Raw genomic sequence first — 24545 nt, forward strand, 5'->3', positions numbered from 1 at the left:
CGCTTCGTAGACTCTGTACAGAGATCAAAGGGAGTCAGAATGCAGATCAGATCATTTCAGGTCAGTGCCTATGAGACCAATTGCTATCTTCTGTCGAAAGGACATGAGGCAGTTGTCATTGATCCAGGCGACGATTGCGAGCCGTTGCTCGAAACTCTCGCCAACGAGCAGTTGGAAGTAACGCACATACTTATCACGCATACGCATCTCGATCATTTTTACGGAGCAACGCGGCTTTCGCAAATCACCGGTGCAAAAATCTACATTCATCCCGACGATGAAGTGCTTATCAGTCAGGAAATCGAAACGTGGGAAGAGTGCATGTATTCGAAATCCTGCGGCCCGATAGTGCATGAGCCCCTGCTGACCGGCACCAAACATTTCTTGCAGGAAAAATGTGAAGTCATGCTCGCTCCCGGCCATACCCCCGGAAGCGTCGTCCTGCACTTCCCGGAGCTGTCGTTCGCATTTGTCGGTGATGTGGTTTTTCATGGTGCGGTCGGCAGACACGATTTGCCTGGTGGTGACTACGACGCCCTCATGGCATCGATTCATGATGTCATCCTGACGATGCCGGACGCCACGAAACTCTATCCCGGACATGGTCCGGAAACGACTGTTGGCTACGAAAGACGGTTCAATCCGTTCATACGATAGAATTTTGGCAACAGTGGAATCATGAATCTGTCAGTATGCAGATTTTGCAGGTTTAATTCAGAAAAAAGAGGAATACGACATGTCTGAAAAGCTGGGAAAGACCATCGAAGAGTTCAAGGTCAACGACACTGCAAGCATCACCAAGGATATTACTGCAGAGAAGCTGGCCGCTTTTGCAGATGTGATTGACGACCATGACCCGATCCACACCGACCCCGAGTATGCCAAGACCACCATCTACGGCAAATGCATTGCTCACGGCGTGTACCTCGACTGCATGATTTCCGGAATGCTGTCCGAGCTCGTCAGCGGCGGCATCGATGCAAAGTTGAGCATCAAATACACCGCCCCTGTCTTTGCCGGAGACACCATCACCGCGACCGGTACCGTCAAGGAAATCAAGGTGGACAGGAACAGGCTCTTCATTGACACGAAATGCGTCAATCAGAATGGCGACACTGTTGCTGTTGGCGATGCTGTCTGCCTTGCCCGGACTGACGACTAGATACGTCTAGCTGTTTATGCTGTGAAAATGGATGTATGAAAGGCACATACTCCGATTGTTTGGCAGGATGTGCCTTTCATTATCCATTTTTTTTGCAGTCAACAACGCACTGTAATTTGCTTGAGTCAAATTCCATGGCCAAGGAAAACTCCTGGGGCAAGGGATGAAGTCTGCTGACATCAAGCTGAAATAAAAATAGAGAGTTAAGGATAATAATATGGATATTATTGCTTGCATAAAAGTTGTCCCAGAGGAACAAGACATCGTGACTTTGCCCAATAATGAGCTTTCTTTCGACAAAGTCCAATGGAAAATCGGTCAGTATGATCTGAATGCCATGGAAGCAGGAAAGCAGCTGGCAAAGAAGACTGGTGGCAAGATGAAAGTTCTGACCATCGGTGGCGACGCCCTTTCCAAGACGAAAATTCGCAAGGACATCCTTTCCCGTGGTGCGGATGAGCTGAACATCGTTGTTACCGACAAGAAGCTGAGCGATTCCCTGATCACTGCCAAGGCGATTGCCGAAGCATTGAAGGAAATGGGTTCGTTCGACCTGCTTCTGTTCGGCACCGGTTCCTCCGACATCTATTCCCAGCAGACCGGCAATCAGGTCGGTGCGCTGCTCGATCTCCCGGTCCTGAATGAAGTCAATGCCATTGAAGAGTGCGAAGCCGGTCTCAAGGTGGAGCGGATGCTGGAAAACGAGGTGGAAATTCTCGAGCTGCCCGTGCCGGCCGTGCTTTCCGTGACTTCGGAAATCAATACCCCCACCATTCCCGGAATGAGGGACATCATGGCCGCTGGCAAAAAGCCGGTGAACGAGCTTTCCGCCGATATCTCCTCTATCTCCGAGTACAGCGAAGTCGTGAGCGATCTGGCTCCGGTTCAGCGGGACAGGCAACAGAAGATCGTCAAGGGCGAGCCCGAGGAAATGGTCGAAGCCCTCATCCAGTTCCTGAACAGCTAGAGGCTCGTCCTTCAAGCAGTTGCCATTCGCTGCTGTTCCGGCATTCCGAGGGGAACAGCACAGCGTGCTTCAGTGGAGCCGGTTTCAGCCGTTTCATACAGCTTGCCACGCTCGACTTGAAGAACCTCAAAAATCAAATGGAGATTTTTTTATGTCGTACACGAATATTTTCATAATTGCCGATACACAGTCGAGCCTCCAGGAACTCTCCTGCGGGGCTTCCAAATTGGGCTCGAAATTTTCCGTTGTCGTTTTCGATGAGCAGCTCCAGTCGGTTGCAGCATCCTATGGCCCGGAGAAGATCTATAATTTTCAGGGCCCCTGAATCCGGCATCATCGAAGACAATGCTCGCGTGATCGCCGATCTGCTGCAGGCGCAAGCTCCTGAGCTCGTCCTGCTGAGCAACTCCACGCGCGGAAGGCTGCTGGCGGGCAAGCTCGGTGCGTATCTCGACACCTGCGTCATCTCCGGCATTTCCGAGCTGAATGAGGAAACCACCAGGAGAATGGTCTACGGCGGAGCCGCATTCAGAACGCAGAAGCTGACTGCCAAAACCGCTGTCGTGACCTGCAGCGCCGGTATTTTCGAGGTCAGTGACGGACAGGCTTCCCCGGACGCTGCCGTCGAGACCATGAGCGCCGCCGATACCAGGATCAGGAAGGTCGAGACGCAGGCCAAGGAAGGCGTTTCCTCCAACATCGCCATGGCCAAAAAGGTCGTGGACATGGGCCGTGGCTTCAAGGAGGAAAAGGACGTCGAGATGTGCCGTGAACTGGCCAGCCTGCTTGGTGCGGAACTCGGTTGCTCCCGTCCTGTTGCGGAAAACAACGGATGGCTGCCGAAGTCCGTGTACATCGGTGTGACGGGCATCATCCTGAAACCCGAGCTGATCATCGCCCTGTGCGTATCCGGTCAGGTTCAGCACATGGTCGGCATCAACCAGGCAAAGAAGATCGTCGCGATCAACAAGGACGAGCGCGCTCCGATCTTCAATTCCTGCGATCTGGGACTTGTCGGAGACATCTACCAGATTCTCCCCCTGCTGATCGAGAAGCTGAAGTAAACGAATGAAATGCAGGTTTGGCCATGGAGGCAAGCGTGTCTCTCTCCATGGTCGAACCTGCTTGTCTCATGAATTTTGCAAATCGGATGCTACGAAACGTTAACAATGTGTTGGGTGGAATAATGAACACGCAAATTTGTCATGAAAGCATCAATGCACTGTGGGATGACTGCTTGCTGAAGGATGGAGACAAGGTATTCATCATTTATGAATCCAAAGACGGCCATACATCCCAATATACATACGGAGAACTGTACAGCAAGACTGTTCAGGCCAGCAATTTCTTTCTTGATTTGAACATCCGGAAGGGAGACAAGGTTGCTGTCCATATGCATAGCTCGCCGGAGTTTCTGATCATCTGGTTTGCCCTGCTGCGAATCGGTGCTGTCATGGTGCCACTCAACTGCAATTATACAAGCAGGGAATGCCGTTTTATCATCGACCAGTGCGACGTGAACTGTGTGCTGACGGAATCCGATTTCGTCCCCATTTACGATGATGAATTCTTTGCACCCCTGACCAGGATTCTCACCCGCTCGGACGAAGAAAAGGAAGGCTACCTCAATTTTCGGGAATGCATGGAAAAACAGCCGACCGAACTGAAGGAGAAGAGGGACGTCTTTTCCGATGATCCCGCGGAAATCCTGTTCACTTCGGGAACGACCTCAAATCCCAAAGGGGCAATTTTCAACCACTACAATCTCGTTTTTGCCGGAGAGTTCCATGCCGACCAGATGGGGTTGCAGCATGACGACAGGTTTTTCACGGTTTTCCCCTGTTTTCATATCGATTGGCAGGCGATAGCCATTTTGCCGACCATTACCCGGAAAGCGACGGTCATTGCGCAGGAACGCTACAGCGCGAGGGCCTTTTGGGCAAAGATTCGTCACCATCGGGCGACCATAATCGAATTGATTCCCATGATTGCCCGTACCACCATGCTTCAGCCGGAAGTCGCCGAAGAAAGGGACCATGACGTTCGGCTTGCGTATTTTTCCCTGTGCCTGTCCACGGAGGAAAAGGAAGCCTTTGAAAAACGTTTCAATGTGCGCCTGTTCAACTGCTACGGCATGACCGAGACCGTGGTCTGCAATGTCGCCGACTTCAAGACCGGAGAAGCCAAATGGCCGTCTGTGGGCAAAATCTACGATCCGTATCAGCTTCGGATTGTTGATGATGAGAATCGACCGGTTCCAGCGCATGAAATCGGAGAAATCTGCATCAGGGGAGAAAGAGGCAGGACGCTCATCCCCGGGTACTACAGGAATGAAGAGCAGACGAATCTGCTCTACGACGAAGATCTGTGGATGCACACCGGAGACAAGGGGTATCTTGATGACGAGGGCTGGCTGTATTTCGTCGACAGAAAAAACAACCTTATCAAGAGGTCCGGAGAGAACATCTCGGCCAGTGAGATCGAAAAGGTTCTGACTGCTCATGAGTTCATTGAAGAGGCTGCGGTTGTGGGCATTCCCGATCCGATCAGGGATCAGGCCGTTAAGGCTTTCGTCAAGTTCAATCCCGGAAAGGCTTTGAACACGCAGGAGTTGCAGGATTTCTGTGCTCAGCATTTGGCGAGTTTCAAGATTCCCTCCTTTTTTTCCGTTGTTGATGATTTCCCGCATACGTGTACCGGGAAGATCAGGAAGAATCTGGTGAGGGACTGGTAGGAGTTGATGAAACCCGATGCGTTGAATTCGTCCGCAAGGAACTTTGGGAAGTAGAGCCTATCCTGCTTTGCCCTGCCTTGCCTCTGGGGAAGGCCTCCTCCTTCCCCAGAGGCCCCAACGTAGTCCTGACCAGCCTGTCGACCGTGACAGGGACGTGGCATGATCGCTCGTCCCGCCGGCGCACGAAAACGGATTTCCCAGCTGTGCCATGATTGTTCATGGCGACCCGATCCCTGATTCGGGGACATCCTGCCCTGCGCGATATCCGCCCCGACACGTGGGGGATTTCCTTGACCTGAATCCTGCGGAAAGCGTTCAGGTGGTGGGGATGTCGTCACGTGGTGAACGCATACTTGAAGACGGAAAAAGGTGCTGTAGACGCCATGCAAACATCTCAGGACAGGTCGAAGCTCAAGCAGCGGCGTACCATTACGTATTTTGTTGAAGCGGCCAGAGAGATCGTCGAGCAGGAGGGCATTGCCGCTGTGACGATTCGCAGGGCCGCGCATCTTGCCGGATATGCCAGTGCAACGCTGTACAACTATTTCGACAGCTTGCCCCATCTGGTCTTTCTGGCAACCATGAGCTGTCTGGATGACTATCACGCCGCCTTGTCAGGCTATCTGGAAGGGTGTGACAATTCCCTTGAGGGGCATGTGGCTGTCTGCAAATGCTTTTCGGAGTTCGCATTTGCCCATCCCGAGGTGTATGAACTGATCTTTTTCACGCTCAGCCGTGAAAAAATCGAGGAATACACATATCAGTATTATGATCTGTTCCCGGGAAAAGTGGCGCGGGAATGGTCCGCTCCGTTCAACAAGGTGCTCAACATCAACAACATGTCTGCATGCAATCGCGATATGCTGACCTGTTGCGTGGAAGAAGGCTTTTTCACGGATGAGCGCGCTGCGGATTATCTCGATGTGAGTCTTCGGCTTTTCAAATCCATTCTGCAGGACGTGCGTAGCGGCAATCTAAACAAGGACACTGCTGTCGCCCTGATCATGAAGTATTTTTTCCAGCTCATGAGTCGTTACGTGCTGCCGGAAAAGCAGGGCCTGCTGGCAAGGGCCAGGAAACGCTGGGACCAGCCTTCCGCAGCAGGGTGAACCGGAGTCCGGCTTTCGATGTCCCCCTGTCCCCCGAACCATGTGTTGCATCCGTTTCGCATTCCGTTGCCGCCGTTGTCGCGGGCAGGCATGAATTTCGGCAATTCCGACGCCGATCATTGAAAGACGGCCCCTCAGGACGAAGGCCGACCAGAAGGGGGCTGGCCGGGAAGCCTGAGACATGTCAGGCGAAGCGTGTCCGTCATCATGATGGGGGCGTCATGCGCTTTCGGGCCGAGAAAATCGCGTAGGGATTTGCGTTTGTCTTCATCGGGCGGGTGGTTGTAATACGTGAAGGCATAGTTGGCAGCATCGGCAAAATTCGTGAACATCCAGTGAGTTGTGAAGACCTCTCTTGAAATTGTTTCAAGGGGACACCGGGCAAGCGCGTCTTCCACGGCCATGAGCCGGTGATCCTCGTTTTCGAATATCCCGCAGAACCTTTGAATTTCACTTTCCATTGCCGGTTCAAGGACGAGGATCAGTCCGTCACGGGTCATGGTTCGTCGTGCCTCGACAAGGGCCGCAAGGCAGTCCGGGTGGTGATGGAGCGACAAGGTGAAGAGGACGATGTCGAAGCAGCCGGATGCCAATGGCAGGTTCATGCCCGAACCGCAAATGAAGAAGGCGTCGGGAACCGTTTCAGCCCCTTTGCATATCGCGTCAAAGTCCGGCTCGATGCCGACAGCGAATCGTGCGTTGTCCACATAGCTTCTGGTGACCGCGCCTGCGCCGCACCCGATCTCGAGTATTCTTTTCCCCTTGAAATCAGATCGGTTGAAAAGATTCCTGCGGATGTCATTGTGGCAATCCCTGATCATTGAGAAATCGTACAGGAATATCGGGAGAAGTACAAAAGGCCTCTGTGAGGCCATTGGGAAGGTGTGGATTGTCCGATCGGCTTGAACCCCACGGGAAAGGAGGCAGACCTTGTGGGATGTACCGCAGCGGTTCCTGTTCTCGGGCCTCCGTGTCCTTACGGGGGCTGGCCTTGAATCGGAACAGCACGCCCAATGCCCCTTGAATCCGTTTCCGCTGTCAGCCCGGAGCACTGTCCGTGGCACGGCGTACAGCCTGTCGCTCAGGGGCGTGCGAACTTCCCGGTCGACAGAAGCCTTTGTGCCTCTGGAATTCTTCCCATCCCGCTTCTTCTGAGATTTGTCCCATATTTCGTGACTTGTGTCGGATCGTCGTGCCATAAGGGAACTACGACTCTTTTTCCTGTGCAAAGGAGGAGAGCATAATCTCAGCAAGGCAGGAAGCAGCATGAGCGACGAAAGAAAGTGCCCGGTGACTGGACAGCCCGGTCGCCAGATCGCCGGTGGCGGGACATCGAATCGGGATTGGTGGCCGAATCAGTTGAATCTGGACATTCTGCACCAGCAGTCTTCCAAAACGAATCCCATGGGAGAGGAATTCAAGTATGCCGTCGAATTCGGGAAGCTCGACCTTGAGGCCCTGAAACAGGACCTGTTCGATCTCATGACCGATTCGCAGGAATGGTGGCCTGCGGACTACGGACATTACGGTCCTCTGTTCATCCGCATGGCGTGGCACAGCGCGGGCACGTATCGCGTTGGTGACGGACGCGGCGGGGCCGGGTCCGGGAGTCAGCGGCTGGCTCCGCTCAACAGTTGGCCGGACAACGTCAATCTGGACAAGGCGCGCAGGCTGCTCTGGCCGATCAAGCAGAAGTACGGTCGGAAAATCTCGTGGGCCGATCTTCTGGTGCTGGCCGGGACCTGTGCCATCGAGTCCATGGGATTGAAGCCGTTCGGCTTTGCCGGCGGGCGCGAGGATGTCTGGGAACCGGAAAAGGATATCTACTGGGGCTCCGAGGATACCTGGCTCGGCGACGAACGCTACAAGGGGGAACGGGAATTGGACAACCCGCTTGCCGCCGTGCAGATGGGGCTGATCTACGTGAATCCCGAGGGGCCGAACGGCAATCCCGATCCCGTGGCGTCGGGGCGCGACGTGCGCGAAACCTTTGCCCGCATGGCCATGAATGACGAGGAGACCGTGGCGCTCGTGGCTGGCGGACATACGTTCGGCAAATGCCACGGTGCTGGCGATGCCGCGCATGTCGGCCCGGAACCGGAAGCTGCTGCGCTTGAGGAGCAGGGGCTCGGCTGGAAGAGCAGCTTCGGCAGCGGCAAGGGCGGCGATACCATCGGCAGTGGCATCGAGGGCGCATGGAAGCCTCGTCCGACCACGTGGGACATGGGCTATCTCAAGGTGCTTTTCAAGTACGAGTGGGAGCTGGTGAAGAGCCCGGCCGGGGCCAATCAGTGGCTGGCCATGGATGTGGAAGAGGAAGACATGGTCGTGGATGCGCACGATCCGTCCAGACGGCACAGGCCCATGATGACCACGGCGGACCTGTCCCTGCGATACGATTCCGTTTATGAACCGATAGCCCGGCGTTTTCTCGAGAATCCCGATGAATTTGCGGATGCCTTTGCCCGGGCATGGTTCAAGCTGACCCATCGCGACATGGGGCCGCGTTCCCGTTATCTGGGCAAACTGGTCCCGGTCGAGGAACTTATCTGGCAGGACCCGTTGCCCGCAGTGGACCATGCGCTGATTGACGAAAAGGATGTGGTCGGACTCAAGGTCCGAATTCTTGCATCCGGACTGTCGGTTGCCGATCTGGTTTCCACGGCATGGGCGTCCGCATCCACGTTTCGCGGTTCGGACAAGCGGGGCGGCGCCAATGGTGCGCGCATCCGGCTTGCCCCGCAAAAGGATTGGGACGTGAACGAACCCGCCCGGCTTGAGACCGTGCTCAGGAAATTCGAAGTGCTGCAGGCGGAGTTCAACAACGCGCAGGCAGACGGGAAAAGGGTTTCCCTGGCCGATCTGATCGTGCTTGGCGGATGTGCCGCAGTGGAAGATGCGGCGAAAAGGGCGGGATTCGACGTGACCGTGCCGTTTGCGCCCGGGCGAACCGATGCGTTGCAGGAGCAGACCGACGTGGAGTCCTTTGCCGTGCTGGAACCGGCTGCGGACGGATTCCGCAATTATCTGAAGAGACCGTTTTCGGTCTCGGCCGAGGAACTCATGGTGGATCGGGCGCAGCTTCTGACCCTGACGGCGCCGGAAATGACGGTGCTGGTCGGTGGCATGCGCGTGCTGAACGCCAATTTTGGCCAGTCGGAACTCGGCGTGTTTACGGATCGGCCCGGAACGCTTTCCAATGATTTCTTCGTGAACCTGCTCGACATGGGCACGGAGTGGCGCCCTGTGCCGGGCAATGAAAATCGGTTTGAAGGGCGTGACCGGGCAACCGGGCGGCTTCGTTGGACCGGGTCACGGATCGATCTTGTGTTCGGCTCCAATTCGCAGCTGCGCGCTGTTGCCGAGGTTTATGCCTGCTCGGATTCGCACGGCAAGTTCGTGAACGACTTCGTGGCGGCCTGGGCCAAAGTCATGCATCTGGACAGATTCGATTCTGCCTGACGGCAGGCGGCTTGCGCACAATGAAAAACGCCCATCTCCGTAACGGAGATGGGCGTTGATGTGCCTTGTTCAGGACTTGGGGCGAAAGCTACCAGCGGGGGCGGCGCTCTTCGCGGGGGCGGGCTTCGTTGACCTTGAGGTTGCGGCCGCCGAGCTCCTTGCCGTCCAGGTTGGAAATGGCTTCGCGAGCGCCGGCATCGTCCATCTCGACAAAACCGAAACCGCGGGGGCGACCGGTTTCGCGGTCCTCGATGAGCTTGACGGAAGTGACTTCACCAAAAGCTTCAAAAGCAGCGCGCACTTCGTCTTCAGTAGTGGACCAGGACAAATTGCCGACATAAAGATTCTTGGACATTCAAAATACTCCTAAAAAATGTGAGAAATAGCGCCCGTGCACTAAACAAAAAGGACGTCGTGCATAAGATACGTGCAAGACGTCCTGATATACATGTTTTCATTTCAACCAGCACTGGCCACATTCTGACCGCGCCTTCACGGGTGCCGCTGGTGATGCGCTACTAGTCCACTAATGTTGTTTGGAAGTCAATATCTATTTTCAGAAAAAATGATTTTTTTGAGATGTGTTTTCAGAAAAGTACGTATTTTCAGTCTGTTGACTGATAAACTTTTTGCGGGCTCGCGTCGGGAAGTGGTGTTGCCCGACCCGGAAACCGTGTGGGAATGTCTTGCGGAAGCTGTCCGGTGAGTGTAATTCGCCGCAAGGTCAAGGACGAATGTCTCTGAAGCGTCAAGAGAATCGAAACCCTTTTTCAGGACCATTGGGGAAGATGTTGAAATGGTGAAACGGATAGTGGCTTTTGGTGACAGTTTTTCGGACAACGGCTTTTCAAATGGGTGTGGATACAACCGGCTGAGCAATGGCAAGGTGTGGGTGGAGCATCTGGCGGACATGCTGGGCGTGGAGCTCGAGGACCGGGCCTGGTGCGGAGCGCAAAGCGGTCTGGGCAATGCCTCCGGACCGAAGGACTGGTCGGGCCTGAACTGGCAGGTGCAAAATTTCAAGCCGCAGGGGGAGCTGGGAGACACCTTGTGCACCGTGCTGATCGGCATCAACGACATCTACGACGGCAGCGGCAGCACGGAAAACGTGGTGGAAAACAGCGTCATTGCACTGGAGCGGCTCGTGGACAAGGGCGTGCGCCATCTGCTCGTATCCAATGTGCCGAACATTACCCATGCACCTGCCTATGCTGGAGAATATGCGGCATGCAGGGAGATCGTCCTGAAAAAGGTGCATGACATCAACGCGCTTCTGGAACCTGCGCTGTTCGCTTCCGACGGGTTTGCCCATCGTCATCCCGAAGTGACGCTGCATCGCGTCAAGGCGTGGGACGTCTTTGAATGCGCAGTGGAGCAGGGGCGTTTCACCAGATTGTCCGAGCCGTGGAACGGCACCTATGCCTTTCCCGAGGCGGACGGGTACATGTGGTGGGACGACTGGCATCCCATGACGGCCATGCATCGGATTTTTGCGCAGGCCGCGCTGGAGGAGCTTGGGCGCGAGTCGGGCAGATAGGTTTCGGTGAGGCGCGGGGCGGCTCAGGCTGTCTCGGGGCCGAACGGGGCGATGATCCTGTCCAGCACGCCTTGCAGTTTGGAAATGGCTACCCCGTAATTCGTCACCGGGACGCCGCGTCGTCCGCATTCCCGGATGCGGCGCAGCATTTCCGTCCGATTGAGCATGCAGGCTCCGCAGTGGACCACCAGCTTGAACCGTTCCAGATCGTCCGGGAAGTCATGGCCTGAATACAGCTCGAATTGCAGGTCCCTGCCCGTGTATCGAGTCATCCACCGGGGAATTCTGACCCTGCCGATATCGTCGTCCATGGCGTGATGCGAACAGGCCTCGCCAATGAGCACGGCGTCGCCGTCCGCAAGCGAATCAATGGCTTCGGCGCCGCGTATCAGGCCGGGCAGGTCGCCCTTGTACCGGGCGAACAGTGTGGAAAACGTGGTCAGGGGAATGTCCCGGGGCACGATTTCCGCCACTTCGCGCACGACCTGGGAATCCGTGACAACCAGCGCGGGCTTGCGGTTCAGTCCGGCCAGCACCTTGTCCAGTTCATGCTCCTTTGCCGTGACCGCAAAGGCATTCCGGTCCAGTATGTCCCGCAGCACCTGAACCTGCGGCAGGATCAGTCTGCCCTTGGGCGCCGAGGCATCGATGGGCACCACGCATACGACCCAGTCCCCCTTGTCGAAGAGGTCGCGGACAAGAATCTGCTCCCCGGAGGACTCCGGCGGAGCCGCATCCATGATCGCCTGCTTCAGGGCGTCCACATTGTTCCCGGTCAGGGCCGAGACCGGGATGCAGGGAATGTCGCGTTTCCGGAAGAATTCCAGTTCCCGGGCCGTGGGGCCGCGCAGATCGCTCTTGTTGAATGCCGCGACCATGCGAATGCCCAGTTCCCCGGCCTGATTCAGGATGCGTTGGTCCTGTACCTCGAAACCGGCCTCGCCCATCACGATCACCACGACATCGGTTCTTGCGAGTATCTTCCGCGTTGCCTTGACGCGCAGTTCGCCCAGTTTCCCGGCATCGTCCAGCCCGGCGGTGTCGTAGAACGTCACCGGACCGAGCGGAAGCAGTTCGTAGTGCCTGGCCACCGGGTCCGTCGTGGTGCCCGGCATGTCCGAGACTATCGCGGTTTCCTGTCCGGTCAGGGCGTTAATCAGCGAGGATTTGCCCGCATTCCGCCGCCCGGCAAGGGTGATGACCAGCCTGATCCCTCTGGGCGCTTTGTCCGACATGGTTGCTCCTGGGTGAAAATCCCTTTGCGGGTGACGGGACGAATCCGGCCGAAAGGATGGTTTGTTTCGCGTTTTCCAGCGCATCATTCTGTTGAAGGTCTTCGGGCGTCAGCACGGGAGTGAGCACGTTGCATCCCCGGTGCAGGGCCTGTGCCCGGCTGCCCGGAGCCAGAGTCTCCAATGCGGATGCGGCCGGAATGTTCGACTGGGGATTGAGGATGCGCAGCAGGGCGGTCATTCTGTGGGAAAGCTTGACCGAGCCGGGACGCTGTCTGCCGAGCGGCGTGTCCCGATCCGGCACGAACGGCCCTACTGCAATGATGTCGAGGTCCAGCTCGGTGAGAAAGAGGATGTCGCGCAATGCGTCCAGCGGACCTGTTTCGGGCAGGTCCGCAATCACGCCGGACCCGATTTCATAGCCCATGCCGTGAAGCCGTTCCACCCTGTGCAGCCGGGCCGCGAAATCCTCTCCGTGGTGAATGCGCTTGAAGCGGCGCGGGTCCGATGTCTCCAGCTTCACAATGCAGCGATCCGCACCATTGTCCCGCCACAGCCGGTATTCCTCCAGCCCCCTGTCCCCGAGGGAAAGGGTCACGGCCACATCGTGTCGATCCTTGATTCGGCGGACAAGCGCGGCCACAGAGGCGGCATCGCAGCCCGTGTCCTTCCCGGACCTGAGCACCACGGTCTCGGCTCCTCCGGCAACGGCCCGGTCCACGGAATCCATGATCGTGTCGGGCGTCATGCGGTAGCGCCACAGGGCGCTGTTCGGGGCACGCAGGCCGCAATAGCCGCATTCCCCGTCGCATATGTTGGAGAAGTCCACGATGGCCCGGATGGCAACCTTGTTGCCAAAGCCATCCTGCCTGATCCGGTCCGCGCGGGTGAACAGCGCCGAGTCGTTGGCTCCCATAAGGGAGGCGAGAATGTCGTGTTTCGTCATGAGATTCTTGCCTGCCGGGCCACCCCGGCCTGTTTCGTGGTGTGCTGGCGTTTTTTCAGACCAGAAGGGACTTGACCCGTACGCCGTCGAGCATGCCGAGCTTGCCGGTGAGTGCGCCGACTTCGTCCGTGGTGGCTTCGATGATCAGGTCGATGATGTTCACGCCCCGTTCCTTGAAGGGCAGCCCCATCCTGCCGACGATCATGTCGCTGTGATCGCTGAGGATGGAATTCACGGTATTGGCCGCCTTGTTCCTGTCCTTGATGATGATGCCGATGATGCCGAGTCGTTTTTCCACGCGCCTGTCCTTTCTTTTCGGAATGGTGCCGAAAAAGGCGTTGCAGCCTTGATGTCCGGTCTTTCAGTGAGGTGGAGGGAGCTTCCGGGTGTCGATCCTGCCTGCAAAAGGGGAGGGCCCAGATGGCTCCACCCTGGGGTTCAGGCCAACCCTTCCCGCAGGCAGAATTTCTCCGGTAGGAGGTGTTCCGGGGGCAAGTATTACGGGAATTCGTAATACGAGTCAAGGAATGGTTGTACAAAATGGATAACTTTTTAAAAATAGTATTACGAAAAACGTGTGGTAAGAGATGGCCATGGAGCCGGGAAAAAGGGGGCTTTCTGCTGGATCGGATGTGGTCGGAAAATGTCGCCCTTGGATCAGATGGGTCCTCGCCGCAGGAGACAGGGGTGCTGTTAGAGGTTGAACTTGAATCCCTTGTCCTTGAGGGCAGCCACCCTGGCACTGCGATCAACGTAATGCGTGTGCAGCAGGTGGTGGGACATGTGGCCGCAGGGGCCTTCATGCAGGAAGCCGTCCTTGTGATCGTATATCTTCTTGATCATGGGATTGTCCTGGGACTTCCTGTACTTGTATATTCCGGAATTCGCGTCGGCGTCGTACACGGACTTCTGGCGCTGGGCCACGAAGTTCATGACGTCGGCAGCGGCGGTCCTGACCGTGTTCAGTCCGAGTACGGCATATCCGGCCATGATGCCGCAGGCCTTGATGAATCCGCGTCTGTTCATTTTCATGGTTTTCCTCCTTATGCCCCGACCTTGCGCGCACGGAAGCGCTTGTTGATCTGGGCCACGGTGCTGCGGAACAGGGAAGCGCGGATTTCCGGGTCAAGGGGCTGTCCGCCGCCGTTCACGCATCCGCCCGGGCAGGTCATGATTTCGATGAAGTGATAGGGGGACTTGCCGGCCCGCACTTCGTCGCAGAGCTTGGCCGCATTGGCCAGACCACTGGCCACGGCCACCTTGACCGTGCCGAATCCCGGCACCTTGACATCGGCGGTGTTGATGCCTTCGTGAGTGCGAACGACCTTGATGTCCGGATTGGACAGCTTCTTGCCGGAGAGCACTTCGTAGGCCAGTCTGAGTGCGGCTTCCATCACGCCGCCGCTGTTGCCGAAGATCGTGGCCGCGCCCGTGGAATCGCCCAGAATCGGGTCGGGCTGCTGGGACGGCAGGCTGTTGAAGTTGATGCCCGCGGTCTTGATCATGTAGGCCAGCTCGCGCGTGTTGATGGTCGCGTCGATGTCGCGGAATCCGCTGTCGGCCAGTTCCGGGCGGAGTCCCTCGTACTTCTTGGCAATGCAGGGCATGATCGAAACCGTATAGATTTTTCTGGCTTCGCTTTTGGTCTCATGCGCGCCATAGGTCTTGGCCAGAGGGCCGAGCATGCCGATGGGCGACTTGCAGCTGGACAGGTTGGGCGTGAGGTCCGGGTAGAAGGTCTCGGCGAACTTGACCCATCCCGGGCAGCAGGAAGTGAACTGGGGCAGGGGGCGAGCGTCCTTTTTGCCCTGTTCCTTCACGCGCTGGATCAGCTCGGTGCCCTCTTCCATGATGGTCACGTCGGCAGTGAACTCGTTGTCCCAGATGTAGTCGAATCCGAGCTGGCGCAGGGCCGCGTGCATCTGTCCGCCGACATAGGTGCCGGTGGGCGCGCCAAAGCATTCGCCGAGACCGTAGCGCACCGCAGGAGCAGGCATGGAAACCACGATGGTATCCGGGTCCTTCAGTTTCTCGAAGATTTCATCCACGTAGGAAACGCCTTCGTAGATCGCGCCATAGGGACAGCTGATCAGACACTGCCCGCAGTTCATGCAGGCTGCCGGGTCCACCACCTGACGGATGCCATCCTCGTTGATGGCCTGGATCGCGCCGGTTCCGCAGACTTCCTCGCAGCTTCCGCAGGCCTCGCACCTGGTGGCATCGACCTGGACAAAGAAAATTCCGTCCGGGTCGACGCCTTTGGGCGCGTTGGTCTGGTACATCACGCCTTCAATCTGTCGCATTGTGCCCTCCTTGTTCGGGTGGATTGAAGACAAGTCCACCGGCACCACTGCCGGTGCGGCCTTGGGTGTGCATCCTGACATCGGATACCCTCCTTTGTTCGTGCCGGGCGCAAATGTGCCCTTGTTAACACGAATTTCAAAACAATAACACTATAGAACTACTATTTTATAATTGATAGTTGTGTCAAGGAGGGGGGACGGAAAAGAATGGTCCGCAATACACGGAGTTGCCCCGAAAAAAACGGCCCGGCGCATGGTGCGTCGGGCCGTTTTTTTCAGTGCAAGGGAAATGGGGTGGCTACAGTTCGTTGGGCAGTGCCTTGAGTTGGGCGTAGGTAAATACCGGGCCGTCCACGCACACGTACTTGTCGCCGATGTTGCAGCGGCCGCACAGGCCCACGCCGCATTTCATGCGTTTTTCCAGCGTGGTCACGATCTGCTCGTCCTGAAAGCCGAGTTCCTGAAGGGCCAGCAGGGTGAACCGGATCATGATGGGCGGGCCGCAGGTTACAGCGATGCAATTGTTCGGGCTGGGCTTCAGTTCCTTGAGCACATTGGGAATCAGGCCCACGCGGTGCGGCCATTCCGGATATTCCGCATCCACGGTCAGGGTCACGTTCAGGTCGTCGCGGGCCATCCATTCGTCAAGGTCGGACTGGAAGCTCATGTCCACGGGCGTACGCGCGCCGTAGAGCAGGGTGATGTCTCCGTAATCCGCGCGATTGTCCAGCATGTAGACCAGCAGGGTGCGCAGGGGCGCCATGCCGATGCCGCCGCCGATGAACACGATATCCTTGCCCTTCATGCCCTCGACATCGAAGGCGTTGCCCAGCGGGGCGCGGACTCCGATGGTGTCGCCGGGCTGGAGCGCGTGCAGGGCCGAGGTCACCTCGCCCACCTTCATCACGCTGAACTGGAGATACTCCATGCGCGTGGGCGACGAGTTGATCACGAACGTGGCCTCGCCCGTGCCGAACACCGTGAGCTGGCCCACCTGTCCGGGCCGGAACGTGAAGTCGCGCATGGCTTCCTCGTTGTCGAGAACCACGCGAAAGGTCTTGATGTTCGGGGTTTCGTCAATGATTTCGACAATGGTGGCCGGTTCGGGCAGCAGATTGTTATTCCGGCTCATGGCATTTCTCCTTTGCCGCCGCGACCAGAGCGCGAATGTCCACGCCCGAGGGACAGCGTTCGATGCAGCGGCCGCAGCCGCAGCAGGCGATCAGGCCTTCCTGCGTGTCCGGGTAGTAGGCAAACTTGTGGCCTACCCGGTTTTTCAGTCGGTGCGCCTTTGTGGGCCGGGGATTGTGGCCGCTGCCTTCCAGCGTGAAGTTCGCGGACATGCAGTTGTCCCATGTGCGGATGCGTCTGCCGACATTGCCCGCGTTCTCGTCCGTGATGTTGAAGCAGTAGCAGGTGGGGCAGAGATAGGCGCAGGTGCCGCAGCCGATGCACTTGGCTGCCTGACGTTCCCAGAAGTCCATGTCGTCGAACAGGGAGTACAGCGCCTTTTCCGCGCCGGAAAAATCCAGTGGCTTGCCAAGGGCTTCCCGGGCCGCGTCATGCACGCTTTCCACTTCCTTTCGGCGGTCGTCCGCGTCCGAGAACAGCGGGGAAGTCAGCAGTTCTCGGCCCTTGTCAGTGACGGCCTCGGCAACATAGCCGCCCTGCACCGGAGTGAGGAGCACGTCCGAGGCCTCGGTGTCGGCAGGATGGCTGCCCACGCTGGTGCAGAAGCAGGTCGGCTCGGGCCGGTCGCAGGCAATGGTCACGAACGCGGCGTTTTTCAGACGGGCGCAGAAATAGGGATCCTGTCTGCCTTCCGGACCGTATACCCGGGAGATCATGGCAATGCCGCGCGTGCCGCACGGACGCGGGCCAAAGAACACGGTTTGCGCCTCGGGCCGGTTCTCGCGCAGGTCCACCTTGACCTGTCCCGGATTTTCCGGATTCTTGACCTTGCGGAAGCGGAACAGTTCCTCGGTTCTGGGAAACACGGCTTCCTTGGGCGAGATCGTGGGCTTGCGGTTCAGTTCGATGTCGCAGCCCGGGGCATAGTGCTGATAGGCCACGGACGCGCCGTTGCGCACCGGGGCGTGGACCTGTCTGTCGCGGGCCAGTTCGTCCAGCCAGCCCGGAATGTCGTTTCGTGCGATGTATTTCAGGCCCATGCCGTTACTCCTTGATGTTCGCTTCCTGCACCGCAAAGGTCAGGAGCGGTATCTGCGCTTCGGGGTCCACGCCGGCCTCGTGGCCGAACAGGTTCCGGATTCCGGCGGCAGCGGTCTGGCGCAGCAGCAGGATGGGCAGTTCCATGGGGCAGGCGCGTTCGCATTCCCCGCATTCCACGCATCGCCCGGCCAGATGCAGGGTGTGGGCGAGCTGGAACATGAGGTTTTCGCGCGGGCTGGTTTCCTGACTCATCCAGTGGGGATCGCGGGACTGGGCAACACACTGGTCCCGGCACACGCACATGGGGCAGGCGTTGCGGCAGGCGTAGCAGCGCACGCAGCTACTCATCTGTTCTTCCCAGAATGCATGCCGATCCTCGATGGACATGGCCTGAAATCGTTCCAGCGCGGGCGGCGTTTCGCAGATCGGAGCGCGGTCGCTTTTTTCGCCGATGAAATGATCGGAAATCATCGCATTGGGGTGCGTGCAGGTCAGACACTTGTCCGGACAGACTTCGGCAAAGGCAACGCGCTGTTCGGTTTCGTCGATGGTGACGACAACGTCATCGCCGTCCATGCGCAGGGACGAGGCCCGGTCAAGGTTGTCAACGGTCCGATTCAGCCGCTTGTGACTGATCACGCCGTTGCAGCCCATGCCGAAGATGGTCACGTCCTCGCGGCTGATCAGGTTTTCGCGCAGAAGCTGGACCACGGCCCGGCTGTCGCAGCCCTTGACCACGATGCCGACCTTCTTCCCCTTGAGGCCGGGGAGATAGGTGGCGAGGTTGTGCACGCTGAGCGGGCCGAACACGAGGCGGTCCACATCCTGCTTCTCGTACATGAACAGCGGGGTGGCCGTGGCCGGAGAATGGCCCTGTTCCCATCCGATCACGCAGTCCAGATCGGGGAGGGCGTCCTTGATGCATTGCCTGAGTTGGTCGAGGCTCATTTTCCATCGCCTCCATGATCGCTGCATCCCGGACCGTTGGCCGCGCCCAGCGCGACCGCAGCCCAATCCTCGGGCGTGGAGGCTCCACAAAAGGCGGGCGCCGGGCCGAGTTCGTGAATGCGGTTGGTGAAATCAGTGACGGTCTGCTGCCATTTTGCGCCTTCCGAGGCCGAGACCCATGTATAATGGAACCGGGCCGGGTCGATTCCGGCGGCGGGCAGCAGATGCTTGAGCAGCTCCAGTCTGCGCCGGGCATGGTAGTTGCCCTCGGAATAGTGGCAGTCGCCCGGATGGCAGCCGGACACGAGCACGCCGTCAGCGCCGTTCAGGAAGGCGCGCACGATGAACAGCGGGTCGATGCGGCCCGAACAGGGCACGCGCACCACGCGCAGGTCCGTGGGCTGCTCGAAACGGGAGACTCCGGCGGTATCGGCCCCACCGTAGGAGCACCAGTTGCACAAAAAGCCGATTATTCGAAGCTCTCGGCCGGGAACGGCGGACATAAGGCAGTGACCTCCGCGAGAATCTGGTTGTCTGTGAAATGGCTGAGCTGCACCGCGCCCTGCGGACAGGTGGCGGTGCACAGGCCGCAGCCCTGGCATACGGTCTCGATGACCTGCGCCTTGGGATTGCCGAAGCGGTCCTCGGTTTCGCTGATGGCCTTGTACGGGCAGACCTGCACGCATTTCATGCAGCCCACGCATCGTGCCGCATTGACCGAGGCCACCTGCGGGTCGGATTCGAGCTGATCCCGGGAGAACAGGGCCATGACCTTGGCCGCAGCCGCGCTGCCCTGCGCCACGGACGCGGGAATGTCCTTGGGCCCCTGACACGAACCGGCCAGAAGAATGCCTGCCGTATTGGTCTCCACCGGGCCGAGCTTGGGATGCTTTTCCATGAAGAAACCGTAGGTGTCGTAGGAAATGCGCAGCTTTTCGGCCAGCTCGGGCGCGCCTTTGGACGGTTCCGCGCCTACGGCCAGCACCACGAGGTCGGCTTCGACCTCCACCTGTTCCCCGGCAAGGGTGTCGGCTCCGCGCACAACAATCCGGTCGCCCAATTCATATATGTGGGCCACGCGGCCGCGCACGTAGCGCACTCCGTACTGTTCCTGCGCCCGGCGCGTGAACTCGTCGTACCCCTTTCCGGGCGAGCGGATGTCCATGTAGAAGACGTACGCCTCGGAATCCGGGATGTGGTCGCGGGTCAGGATGGCCTGCTTGGCCGTGTACATGCAGCAGAAGCCCGAACAGTAGGGACGGCCGATGGACGGGTCGCGCGAGCCCACGCATTGCACGAACACCACGCGTTTGGGCTCCCGTCCGTCCGAGGGGCGCACGATGTGTCCGCCCGTGGGGCCGGATGCATTCATGAGCCGTTCGTACTGCATGGACGTGATCACGTCCGGGTAGCGGCCCGCGCCGTATTCGCCGTAGGCGGTATGGTCGAAAAGATCGTAGCCCGTGGCTGCGATGACCGCGCCCACCTCTTCCGTGACCCAGGTGTCCATCTGCTTGTAGTTCACCGCATTGGTGGGGCAGACCCGGGCGCAGATGCCGCATTTTCCCTTCTGGAACTTGAGACACGCTTCGGGATCGATGGCTGCCTTCTTGGGAATGGCCTGCGGAAAGGGGATGTTGATGGCGGTTGTGGTGGACACGCCCTCATTGAACGGGTCCGGGGATTTCCGGCTCGGACATTTTTCCATGCACAGGCCGCAGCCCGTGCATTTGTCCCAGTCCACATAGGTGGCCCGGCGTTTGATGCGCACGGAAAAGTTGCCCACATATCCGCTCACGTCCTCCACTTCCGAGGCCGTGTACAGGGTGATGTTCGGGTGCAGGGCCACATCCACCATTCTGGGGCCGAGGATGCAGGAGGAACAGTCGATGGTGGGAAAGGTCTTGTCCAGTTTGGCCATCTTGCCGCCGATGGACTGTTCGCGCTCCACCAGCACGACCTGCATGCCGCCGTCCGCGCAATCCAGTGCGGCCTGAATCCCGGCCACGCCTCCGCCGATGACCAGCACGCGCTTGTTCACGTCGAACCTGCTGGAATGCAGCGGCCTGTCGTTGCGGAGCTTGGCCACGGCCATGGCAATGAGTTCCCCGGCCTTGTTCGTGTTCAGGGCCTTGTTCTTGCCCACCCAGGAAACATGTTCGCGAATGTTGGCCATTTCCAGCATGTAGCGGTTCAGCCCGGCGCGCTCCACGGCTCGGCGGAACGTGGGCTCGTGCATGCGGGGCGAGCAGGACGCCACCACAACGCCGTCCAGACCGTGCTCGTGGATGGCCTCGGCAATGGCGAGCTGTCCGGGCTCGGAGCAGGCGTACATGGTGTCCGCGGCAAAGGCCACGTCGGGCAGCATCCGGGCGGACTCGGCAACCGCGACGCAATCCACGGTCGCGCCGATGTTGCTGCCGCAATGACAGACGAAAACGCCTATGCGCATGGGGATACTCCTTGACAGCCGGAGCTGCGAAGCGGGCTGGCCACAGGGCCGGAAAGCCGTTTCGGGCAGGCTGTTCTTCTCGTTTCGTCAGCGGGCCGGGATGTCGGCCTGCAAGGCCGTGCCGGCCCCGGAAATGCGTGCATCCGTGCTGAGGAGGCGACGCTGGGGCGTGAAGGGGCGGGGCTGGGGGAACCTGTGGTCGGAAAGGCGTTCCCCGGGGTCCTTTCGCAATGCATCTAGGCTCCGGCGATTCGCTTGAGGCAGCGTTTGGGGCTGACCACGAGCTTGTCGAAGCGCAGGTCGCGCTCGGGCAATCCGAGGGCAAGGCCCAGAAGCTGGGTGAAATAGAACACGGGCAGGCCACGATCGATGCCGTTGGCCTTGCGCACCTGCCGCTGTCTGAGGTCCAGATTCATCTGGCACAGGGGACAGGCCGCAACAATGGCTTCGGCCCCGCTTTCCTCGGCTGCCTTGAGCAGTCTGCCGGAAAGGCGCATCACGATGTCCTTGCGTGGAATTCCCGAGGACGCGCCGCAGCATTCCACCTTCAGGGGAAAGGGCACGGGCTCGGCTCCGGCAGCCTCCATGAGATTGTCCATGGACATCGGATTCTCGGGATCGTCGAACCGCATGAGTTCGGGCGGTCGGGTCATGATGCAGCCGTAGTAGCAGGCCACCTTGAGGCCGTTCAGGGATTTGCGCACGCGTTCGCGAACGTGGTCCAGACCGTAATCCTCCACAATGACCTGAAGCACGGACTTGGGCTCGACCGCCGGACCGCAGGGCGCGTCCAGCAGCTCGTTGACCTTGCCCCGGAACAGCGGGTCCTCCATCTTGCGGGCCGAGGTCCGCAAATTGACCAGACAGCTCGGGCACGGCGTGGCCACGGTGTCGTGCCCCATGTCCGCGGCAAGGGCCAGATTGCGGCCGGAAAGCGCGGCGGAAAGCACGTGGTTCACGGTATGGGCCGGGGAGGAGCCGCAACAGCTCCAGTCCGGGATTTCCTCCAGACGAATACCCAGGGCCTTGCACACGGCGCGGGTTGATTTCTCGTATTCCACGGAAGTGCCAACAGCGGAACAGCCCGGGTAGTAGGCTACGGAAAGATCGCTCATTGCTTGGATTTCTCCCGGAATCGAAGGAATATTTCCTCGACCGCCTCTCGCTTGTGCACCGGGTGGGGCTTGAGGGACAGCTTGCCCTTGGTCAGCACGGCCGGGGCCAGATCAAGATCGTTCAGGAATTTGCCGGTCTGGGCAACATAGCTGGCCATGAGGCCTGCCTCGTACACCCTGCCGTGTTTTTCCACGGACTCCAGAAAGGTGTCCGCGAAGAGCTTGATGTTGCGTTCGGACGCATGCCCGGTTTCCCGGGCCATGTGCCGGAGCACGTCCATGATTCGGGCCACGTCGATATTGTTGGGACATCGGGTGGTGCAGGACTGGCAGGAGCCGCACAGCCACAGGGACTTGCTGTCCAGCACGACTTCCTTTTGCCCGGTCTGGACCAGACGCATGATCCTGTTCACGGGAATGTCGTAGGCGAAGTTGTAGGGGCATCCGGCAGTGCAGTTGCCGCACTGGTAGCAGCGCACCACCTGCTGGCCGCTCCGCTCCTCCACTTCATGGATGAACTCCGCATCCCGGGCGTTCATGTTGGTTGTCTTCATTTGTTCAGCTCTCCCGGTGAGTTGCAGGCATCGCCTCGGAATCGGCAGGACAATGCCGTAAAACCTTCGGTCGGACAGGCATTCGGCAGTTACAGGATTCAGGGGAATACGTCAACGCCGTGTCTTTATCGGGAAATGTTCTGTTGAAAAGAAAGTTCGCTGAATGAAATTCGGTAATTCTGTTGGCGAAATGAATTCTCTATATATTTCCCTACTACACAGAGAGGAAATGTCGGGAAGGACAACGGAAGGCATGTTCATGACAAGCCGATATTATTGATTTTTTTTGTTGCCGAAAACAGAGCCTGTTCCCGCAGGGGCAAGCGGGGCGTTCATGAATCCGGCAAAGAGCGGGATCGGAATGTGCAAACGGACTTTTTGGGGGGAAAAGTGAAAAAAATGATTTGTTGAAAACAGTCATCAGGTATGCATCTGTCCATGCATTTCAGGTCTCCAATGGAAGAAAGGCCCTGTGGCGGTGTTCAGGGCCTTTCGGGGGAGTCTCCGACCTGATGGTCGGATAAAGACAGTGACGAAACGTTACTTTCGGCCCAATGGAAAGGGAATAGGGGAGGAACACATATTTGCGGGAGATGACTGGGAGAATTTCCCATTTTCCCGGGGGGTGGGAAATCGTCGCGCTGTCCGGGCCGCAAAATCGTCTGCGGCCCGGGCACAACGTTGTCAGGCGTCGGAAAGAAGGCGTTTGGCAATGTCGAGGTCGTACAATCCCAGAGGGTTGCGGCCTGTGCCGCGCTCTTCGTACATGTTCGCGGCCTGAGTGATCACATCATAGGAAAGCCACTGGTGCTTTTCCCAGATGATGGGTTCGTTGGCATTCCAGAGACGGAATTCTATGGTGCCGTTGTTGTCCCGCACGTACATGCGTACATCCGGGAACTGAAGCGATGGAGTGTAGTAGTAGCCGCGAGCGTCCTTCATGCGCGGTCTCCTTTGCTGGGAATGTTGAGCCGGATGCCGCCGGCGGTTTCATAGGTCTTGATGCCAAGGCCGGAAAGCAGAGCCTTTACCGGTCTGCCGAGGAGAAAGTCCAGACCTTCCTTGTCAAAGGCCGAACGTTCCGGGATCAGTCGCCGCAGTTCCGCATCGTATACGGCCATGGCGTGCAGCTCGTTTCCGGCCTTTGTGTCGCCTTCGATCGCCCTGTTCGCCAGTTCGGAGAGCAGGGCGGCCGAACACCGCTCGTCATGCTCGTCGATGAGTTCGCGCAGGGGATGGCCCTCCGGAACGAGGTCGGCGCGCGTGAGGCGGTTTCTGTCGTAGATGGCGAGCAGCGGGGCCGGGTCGGAGCAGTTCAGGGCCTCGCATTCCACGGGGCGGGTGTCGTATATGCCGCAGGCGCGGGCCTCGTGGGAATAGAACACGCAGGCCCAGGTGCCGTCGCGGCCCTTGATCTTGAGGATTTCGGTTTCAAGGGGAAGGACCTTGCCCGCCGGCTGGTCCCATGCGTGCTCGCCAGCACGGATCGTCACGATCTGGCGCAGGTCGATGATTCCCTCCCGAATCAGGGGCATGTCCTCGACGTGCAGGGCCGGTCCGCCCTTGAGACAGCATTCCCCGCATCTTTTGCAGGGCGCGGTATTGGAATCTTGATTTTTCACCTTGGGGTTGCTCCTGGAAATGAATTGGGGTATCGCAATACGTGAATTAATTCCCGCGTTCGGGACCGATACTCCGCCTGGGGTGCGAACGCAACCCCGGGGCCATGTGGAGGACCCGGCGCAGGGGCGGCGCTTCAGGCCGCAATAGCAGGATTGACAGTACTTTCGGGATTTATCGGTTGACATAAAACCGGTTCCTCCCGTACATTTGCAGCCCTGCATACCTTGTG

At 58.5% G+C, this 24545-nt stretch carries 24 protein-coding genes; 8 read left to right on the plus strand and 16 right to left on the minus strand.

Annotation, left to right across the window (positions count from 1 at the left end):
- Window positions 1-39 precede the first annotated feature (39 nt).
- From MPN23_RS15645 to MPN23_RS15670, 6 genes are all read left to right on the plus strand, one after another.
- Entirely contained in the window at window positions 40-657 is a 618-nt protein-coding gene (locus tag MPN23_RS15645) for an MBL fold metallo-hydrolase (protein WP_243545142.1), read from the plus strand.
- Between the two features lie 79 nt (window positions 658-736).
- Window positions 737-1162 (plus strand): MaoC family dehydratase, encoded by a 426-nt coding sequence (locus MPN23_RS15650; RefSeq protein ID WP_243545143.1) that lies wholly within the window; start codon window positions 737-739, stop codon window positions 1160-1162.
- A 217-nt stretch (window positions 1163-1379) separates the two neighbouring features.
- The gene (gene fixA, locus MPN23_RS15655) at window positions 1380-2129 is read left to right on the plus strand and encodes a putative electron transfer flavoprotein FixA (protein WP_243545144.1); all 750 of its coding nucleotides are present in this window, start codon (window positions 1380-1382) and stop codon (window positions 2127-2129) included.
- A gap of 287 nt (window positions 2130-2416) precedes the next feature.
- Window positions 2417-3193: an electron transfer flavoprotein subunit alpha/FixB family protein gene (locus MPN23_RS15660; RefSeq protein WP_243545145.1), complete on the plus strand. Its 777-nt coding sequence runs from the start codon at window positions 2417-2419 to the stop codon at window positions 3191-3193.
- Between the two features lie 122 nt (window positions 3194-3315).
- Entirely contained in the window at window positions 3316-4863 is a 1548-nt protein-coding gene (locus MPN23_RS15665) for an AMP-binding protein (protein ID WP_243545146.1), read from the plus strand.
- 383 nt (window positions 4864-5246) lie between these two features.
- A complete protein-coding gene (locus tag MPN23_RS15670) occupies window positions 5247-5972 on the plus strand; it encodes a TetR family transcriptional regulator (RefSeq protein ID WP_243545147.1) in 726 nt (241 codons plus the stop codon).
- Window positions 5973-6106: 134 nt separating this feature from the next.
- On the opposite strand, the gene MPN23_RS15675 is transcribed toward MPN23_RS15670, so the two are convergent.
- Window positions 6107-6793: a class I SAM-dependent methyltransferase gene (locus tag MPN23_RS15675; RefSeq protein WP_243545148.1), complete on the minus strand. Its 687-nt coding sequence runs from the start codon at window positions 6791-6793 to the stop codon at window positions 6107-6109.
- 445 nt (window positions 6794-7238) lie between these two features.
- Between MPN23_RS15675 and katG the strand changes: the two genes are divergently transcribed.
- Window positions 7239-9434, plus strand: coding sequence for a catalase/peroxidase HPI (katG, locus tag MPN23_RS15680; protein WP_243545149.1), 2196 nt, complete (start codon window positions 7239-7241; stop codon window positions 9432-9434).
- A gap of 88 nt (window positions 9435-9522) precedes the next feature.
- Here katG and MPN23_RS15685 read toward each other — a convergent pair whose 3' ends face one another.
- A complete protein-coding gene (locus tag MPN23_RS15685; RefSeq protein ID WP_243545150.1) occupies window positions 9523-9789 on the minus strand; it encodes an RNA recognition motif domain-containing protein in 267 nt (88 codons plus the stop codon).
- 441 nt (window positions 9790-10230) lie between these two features.
- Here MPN23_RS15685 and MPN23_RS15690 point away from each other — a divergent pair, with 441 nt between their 5' ends.
- The gene (locus tag MPN23_RS15690; RefSeq protein WP_243545151.1) at window positions 10231-10971 is read left to right on the plus strand and encodes an SGNH/GDSL hydrolase family protein; all 741 of its coding nucleotides are present in this window, start codon (window positions 10231-10233) and stop codon (window positions 10969-10971) included.
- Window positions 10972-10994: 23 nt separating this feature from the next.
- Here the strand turns inward: MPN23_RS15690 and hydF are convergent, their stop codons facing one another.
- From hydF to MPN23_RS15760, 14 genes are all read right to left on the minus strand, one after another.
- On the minus strand, window positions 10995-12206 hold the full coding sequence (hydF, locus tag MPN23_RS15695) for a [FeFe] hydrogenase H-cluster maturation GTPase HydF (RefSeq protein ID WP_243545152.1): 1212 nt from the start codon (window positions 12204-12206) through the stop codon (window positions 10995-10997).
- A complete protein-coding gene (locus MPN23_RS15700) occupies window positions 12124-13149 on the minus strand; it encodes a biotin synthase BioB (protein ID WP_243545153.1) in 1026 nt (341 codons plus the stop codon). The genes hydF and MPN23_RS15700 overlap by 83 nt, the downstream gene beginning before the upstream one ends.
- A gap of 55 nt (window positions 13150-13204) precedes the next feature.
- Window positions 13205-13447 (minus strand): TM1266 family iron-only hydrogenase system putative regulator, encoded by a 243-nt coding sequence (locus MPN23_RS15705; RefSeq protein WP_243545154.1) that lies wholly within the window; start codon window positions 13445-13447, stop codon window positions 13205-13207.
- A gap of 395 nt (window positions 13448-13842) precedes the next feature.
- Window positions 13843-14181 (minus strand): iron hydrogenase small subunit, encoded by a 339-nt coding sequence (locus tag MPN23_RS15710; RefSeq protein ID WP_243545155.1) that lies wholly within the window; start codon window positions 14179-14181, stop codon window positions 13843-13845.
- An 11-nt stretch (window positions 14182-14192) separates the two neighbouring features.
- The gene (locus tag MPN23_RS15715) at window positions 14193-15452 is read right to left on the minus strand and encodes a [FeFe] hydrogenase, group A (RefSeq protein WP_243545156.1); all 1260 of its coding nucleotides are present in this window, start codon (window positions 15450-15452) and stop codon (window positions 14193-14195) included.
- A 298-nt stretch (window positions 15453-15750) separates the two neighbouring features.
- Window positions 15751-16584, minus strand: a complete 834-nt coding sequence (locus MPN23_RS15720; RefSeq protein WP_243545157.1) for an FAD/NAD(P)-binding protein — start codon at window positions 16582-16584, stop codon at window positions 15751-15753.
- Window positions 16571-17623, minus strand: coding sequence for a 4Fe-4S dicluster domain-containing protein (locus MPN23_RS15725; RefSeq protein WP_243545158.1), 1053 nt, complete (start codon window positions 17621-17623; stop codon window positions 16571-16573). The genes MPN23_RS15720 and MPN23_RS15725 overlap by 14 nt, the downstream gene beginning before the upstream one ends.
- A gap of 4 nt (window positions 17624-17627) precedes the next feature.
- Window positions 17628-18572 (minus strand): 4Fe-4S dicluster domain-containing protein, encoded by a 945-nt coding sequence (locus MPN23_RS15730; RefSeq protein WP_243545159.1) that lies wholly within the window; start codon window positions 18570-18572, stop codon window positions 17628-17630.
- The gene (locus MPN23_RS15735) at window positions 18569-19075 is read right to left on the minus strand and encodes a hydrogenase iron-sulfur subunit (RefSeq protein WP_243545160.1); all 507 of its coding nucleotides are present in this window, start codon (window positions 19073-19075) and stop codon (window positions 18569-18571) included. The genes MPN23_RS15730 and MPN23_RS15735 overlap by 4 nt, the downstream gene beginning before the upstream one ends.
- Window positions 19042-21024 carry a CoB--CoM heterodisulfide reductase iron-sulfur subunit A family protein gene (locus MPN23_RS15740; RefSeq protein WP_243545161.1) on the minus strand — a complete coding sequence of 661 codons (1983 nt, stop codon included), beginning with the start codon at window positions 21022-21024 and terminating at the stop codon, window positions 19042-19044. Before MPN23_RS15740 ends, MPN23_RS15735 begins: the two co-directional genes overlap by 34 nt.
- Window positions 21025-21260: 236 nt before the next feature.
- Window positions 21261-22139 (minus strand): CoB--CoM heterodisulfide reductase iron-sulfur subunit B family protein, encoded by an 879-nt coding sequence (locus MPN23_RS15745; protein ID WP_243545162.1) that lies wholly within the window; start codon window positions 22137-22139, stop codon window positions 21261-21263.
- Window positions 22136-22693 carry a 4Fe-4S dicluster domain-containing protein gene (locus MPN23_RS15750; RefSeq protein WP_243545163.1) on the minus strand — a complete coding sequence of 186 codons (558 nt, stop codon included), beginning with the start codon at window positions 22691-22693 and terminating at the stop codon, window positions 22136-22138. Before MPN23_RS15750 ends, MPN23_RS15745 begins: the two co-directional genes overlap by 4 nt.
- A 684-nt stretch (window positions 22694-23377) precedes the next feature.
- Complete coding sequence (locus MPN23_RS15755; protein ID WP_243545164.1) at window positions 23378-23635, minus strand: hypothetical protein; 258 nt, start codon at window positions 23633-23635, stop codon at window positions 23378-23380.
- On the minus strand, window positions 23632-24315 hold the full coding sequence (locus MPN23_RS15760; protein WP_243545165.1) for a YkgJ family cysteine cluster protein: 684 nt from the start codon (window positions 24313-24315) through the stop codon (window positions 23632-23634). The genes MPN23_RS15755 and MPN23_RS15760 overlap by 4 nt, the downstream gene beginning before the upstream one ends.
- Between the last annotated feature and the right edge of the window lie 230 nt (window positions 24316-24545).

The organism is Pseudodesulfovibrio tunisiensis (assembly GCF_022809775.1).
Lineage (GTDB): Bacteria > Desulfobacterota > Desulfovibrionia > Desulfovibrionales > Desulfovibrionaceae > Pseudodesulfovibrio > Pseudodesulfovibrio tunisiensis.

What these genes read in the sequence shown, in the direction of transcription:
- fixA (WP_243545144.1), top strand. Translation starts at nt 1,380, where the DNA reads ATGGATATTATTGCTTGCATAAAAGTTGTCCCAGAGGAACAAGACATC.
- hydF (WP_243545152.1), bottom strand. Translation starts at nt 12,206, where the DNA reads ATGTCGGACAAAGCGCCCAGAGGGATCAGGCTGGTCATCACCCTTGCC.
- MPN23_RS15650 (WP_243545143.1), top strand. Translation starts at nt 737, where the DNA reads ATGTCTGAAAAGCTGGGAAAGACCATCGAAGAGTTCAAGGTCAACGAC.
- MPN23_RS15645 (WP_243545142.1), top strand. Translation starts at nt 40, where the DNA reads ATGCAGATCAGATCATTTCAGGTCAGTGCCTATGAGACCAATTGCTAT.
- MPN23_RS15675 (WP_243545148.1), bottom strand. Translation starts at nt 6,793, where the DNA reads ATGATCAGGGATTGCCACAATGACATCCGCAGGAATCTTTTCAACCGA.
- MPN23_RS15740 (WP_243545161.1), bottom strand. Translation starts at nt 21,024, where the DNA reads ATGCGCATAGGCGTTTTCGTCTGTCATTGCGGCAGCAACATCGGCGCG.
- MPN23_RS15735 (WP_243545160.1), bottom strand. Translation starts at nt 19,075, where the DNA reads ATGTCCGCCGTTCCCGGCCGAGAGCTTCGAATAATCGGCTTTTTGTGC.
- MPN23_RS15660 (WP_243545145.1), top strand. Translation starts at nt 2,417, where the DNA reads ATGGCCCGGAGAAGATCTATAATTTTCAGGGCCCCTGAATCCGGCATC.
- MPN23_RS15665 (WP_243545146.1), top strand. Translation starts at nt 3,316, where the DNA reads ATGAACACGCAAATTTGTCATGAAAGCATCAATGCACTGTGGGATGAC.
- MPN23_RS15715 (WP_243545156.1), bottom strand. Translation starts at nt 15,452, where the DNA reads ATGCGACAGATTGAAGGCGTGATGTACCAGACCAACGCGCCCAAAGGC.
- MPN23_RS15720 (WP_243545157.1), bottom strand. Translation starts at nt 16,584, where the DNA reads ATGAGCCGGAATAACAATCTGCTGCCCGAACCGGCCACCATTGTCGAA.
- MPN23_RS15725 (WP_243545158.1), bottom strand. Translation starts at nt 17,623, where the DNA reads ATGGGCCTGAAATACATCGCACGAAACGACATTCCGGGCTGGCTGGAC.
- MPN23_RS15700 (WP_243545153.1), bottom strand. Translation starts at nt 13,149, where the DNA reads ATGACGAAACACGACATTCTCGCCTCCCTTATGGGAGCCAACGACTCG.
- MPN23_RS15710 (WP_243545155.1), bottom strand. Translation starts at nt 14,181, where the DNA reads ATGAAAATGAACAGACGCGGATTCATCAAGGCCTGCGGCATCATGGCC.
- MPN23_RS15690 (WP_243545151.1), top strand. Translation starts at nt 10,231, where the DNA reads ATGGTGAAACGGATAGTGGCTTTTGGTGACAGTTTTTCGGACAACGGC.
- MPN23_RS15745 (WP_243545162.1), bottom strand. Translation starts at nt 22,139, where the DNA reads ATGAGCGATCTTTCCGTAGCCTACTACCCGGGCTGTTCCGCTGTTGGC.
- MPN23_RS15755 (WP_243545164.1), bottom strand. Translation starts at nt 23,635, where the DNA reads ATGAAGGACGCTCGCGGCTACTACTACACTCCATCGCTTCAGTTCCCG.
- MPN23_RS15750 (WP_243545163.1), bottom strand. Translation starts at nt 22,693, where the DNA reads ATGAAGACAACCAACATGAACGCCCGGGATGCGGAGTTCATCCATGAA.
- MPN23_RS15730 (WP_243545159.1), bottom strand. Translation starts at nt 18,572, where the DNA reads ATGAGCCTCGACCAACTCAGGCAATGCATCAAGGACGCCCTCCCCGAT.
- MPN23_RS15685 (WP_243545150.1), bottom strand. Translation starts at nt 9,789, where the DNA reads ATGTCCAAGAATCTTTATGTCGGCAATTTGTCCTGGTCCACTACTGAA.
- katG (WP_243545149.1), top strand. Translation starts at nt 7,239, where the DNA reads ATGAGCGACGAAAGAAAGTGCCCGGTGACTGGACAGCCCGGTCGCCAG.
- MPN23_RS15670 (WP_243545147.1), top strand. Translation starts at nt 5,247, where the DNA reads ATGCAAACATCTCAGGACAGGTCGAAGCTCAAGCAGCGGCGTACCATT.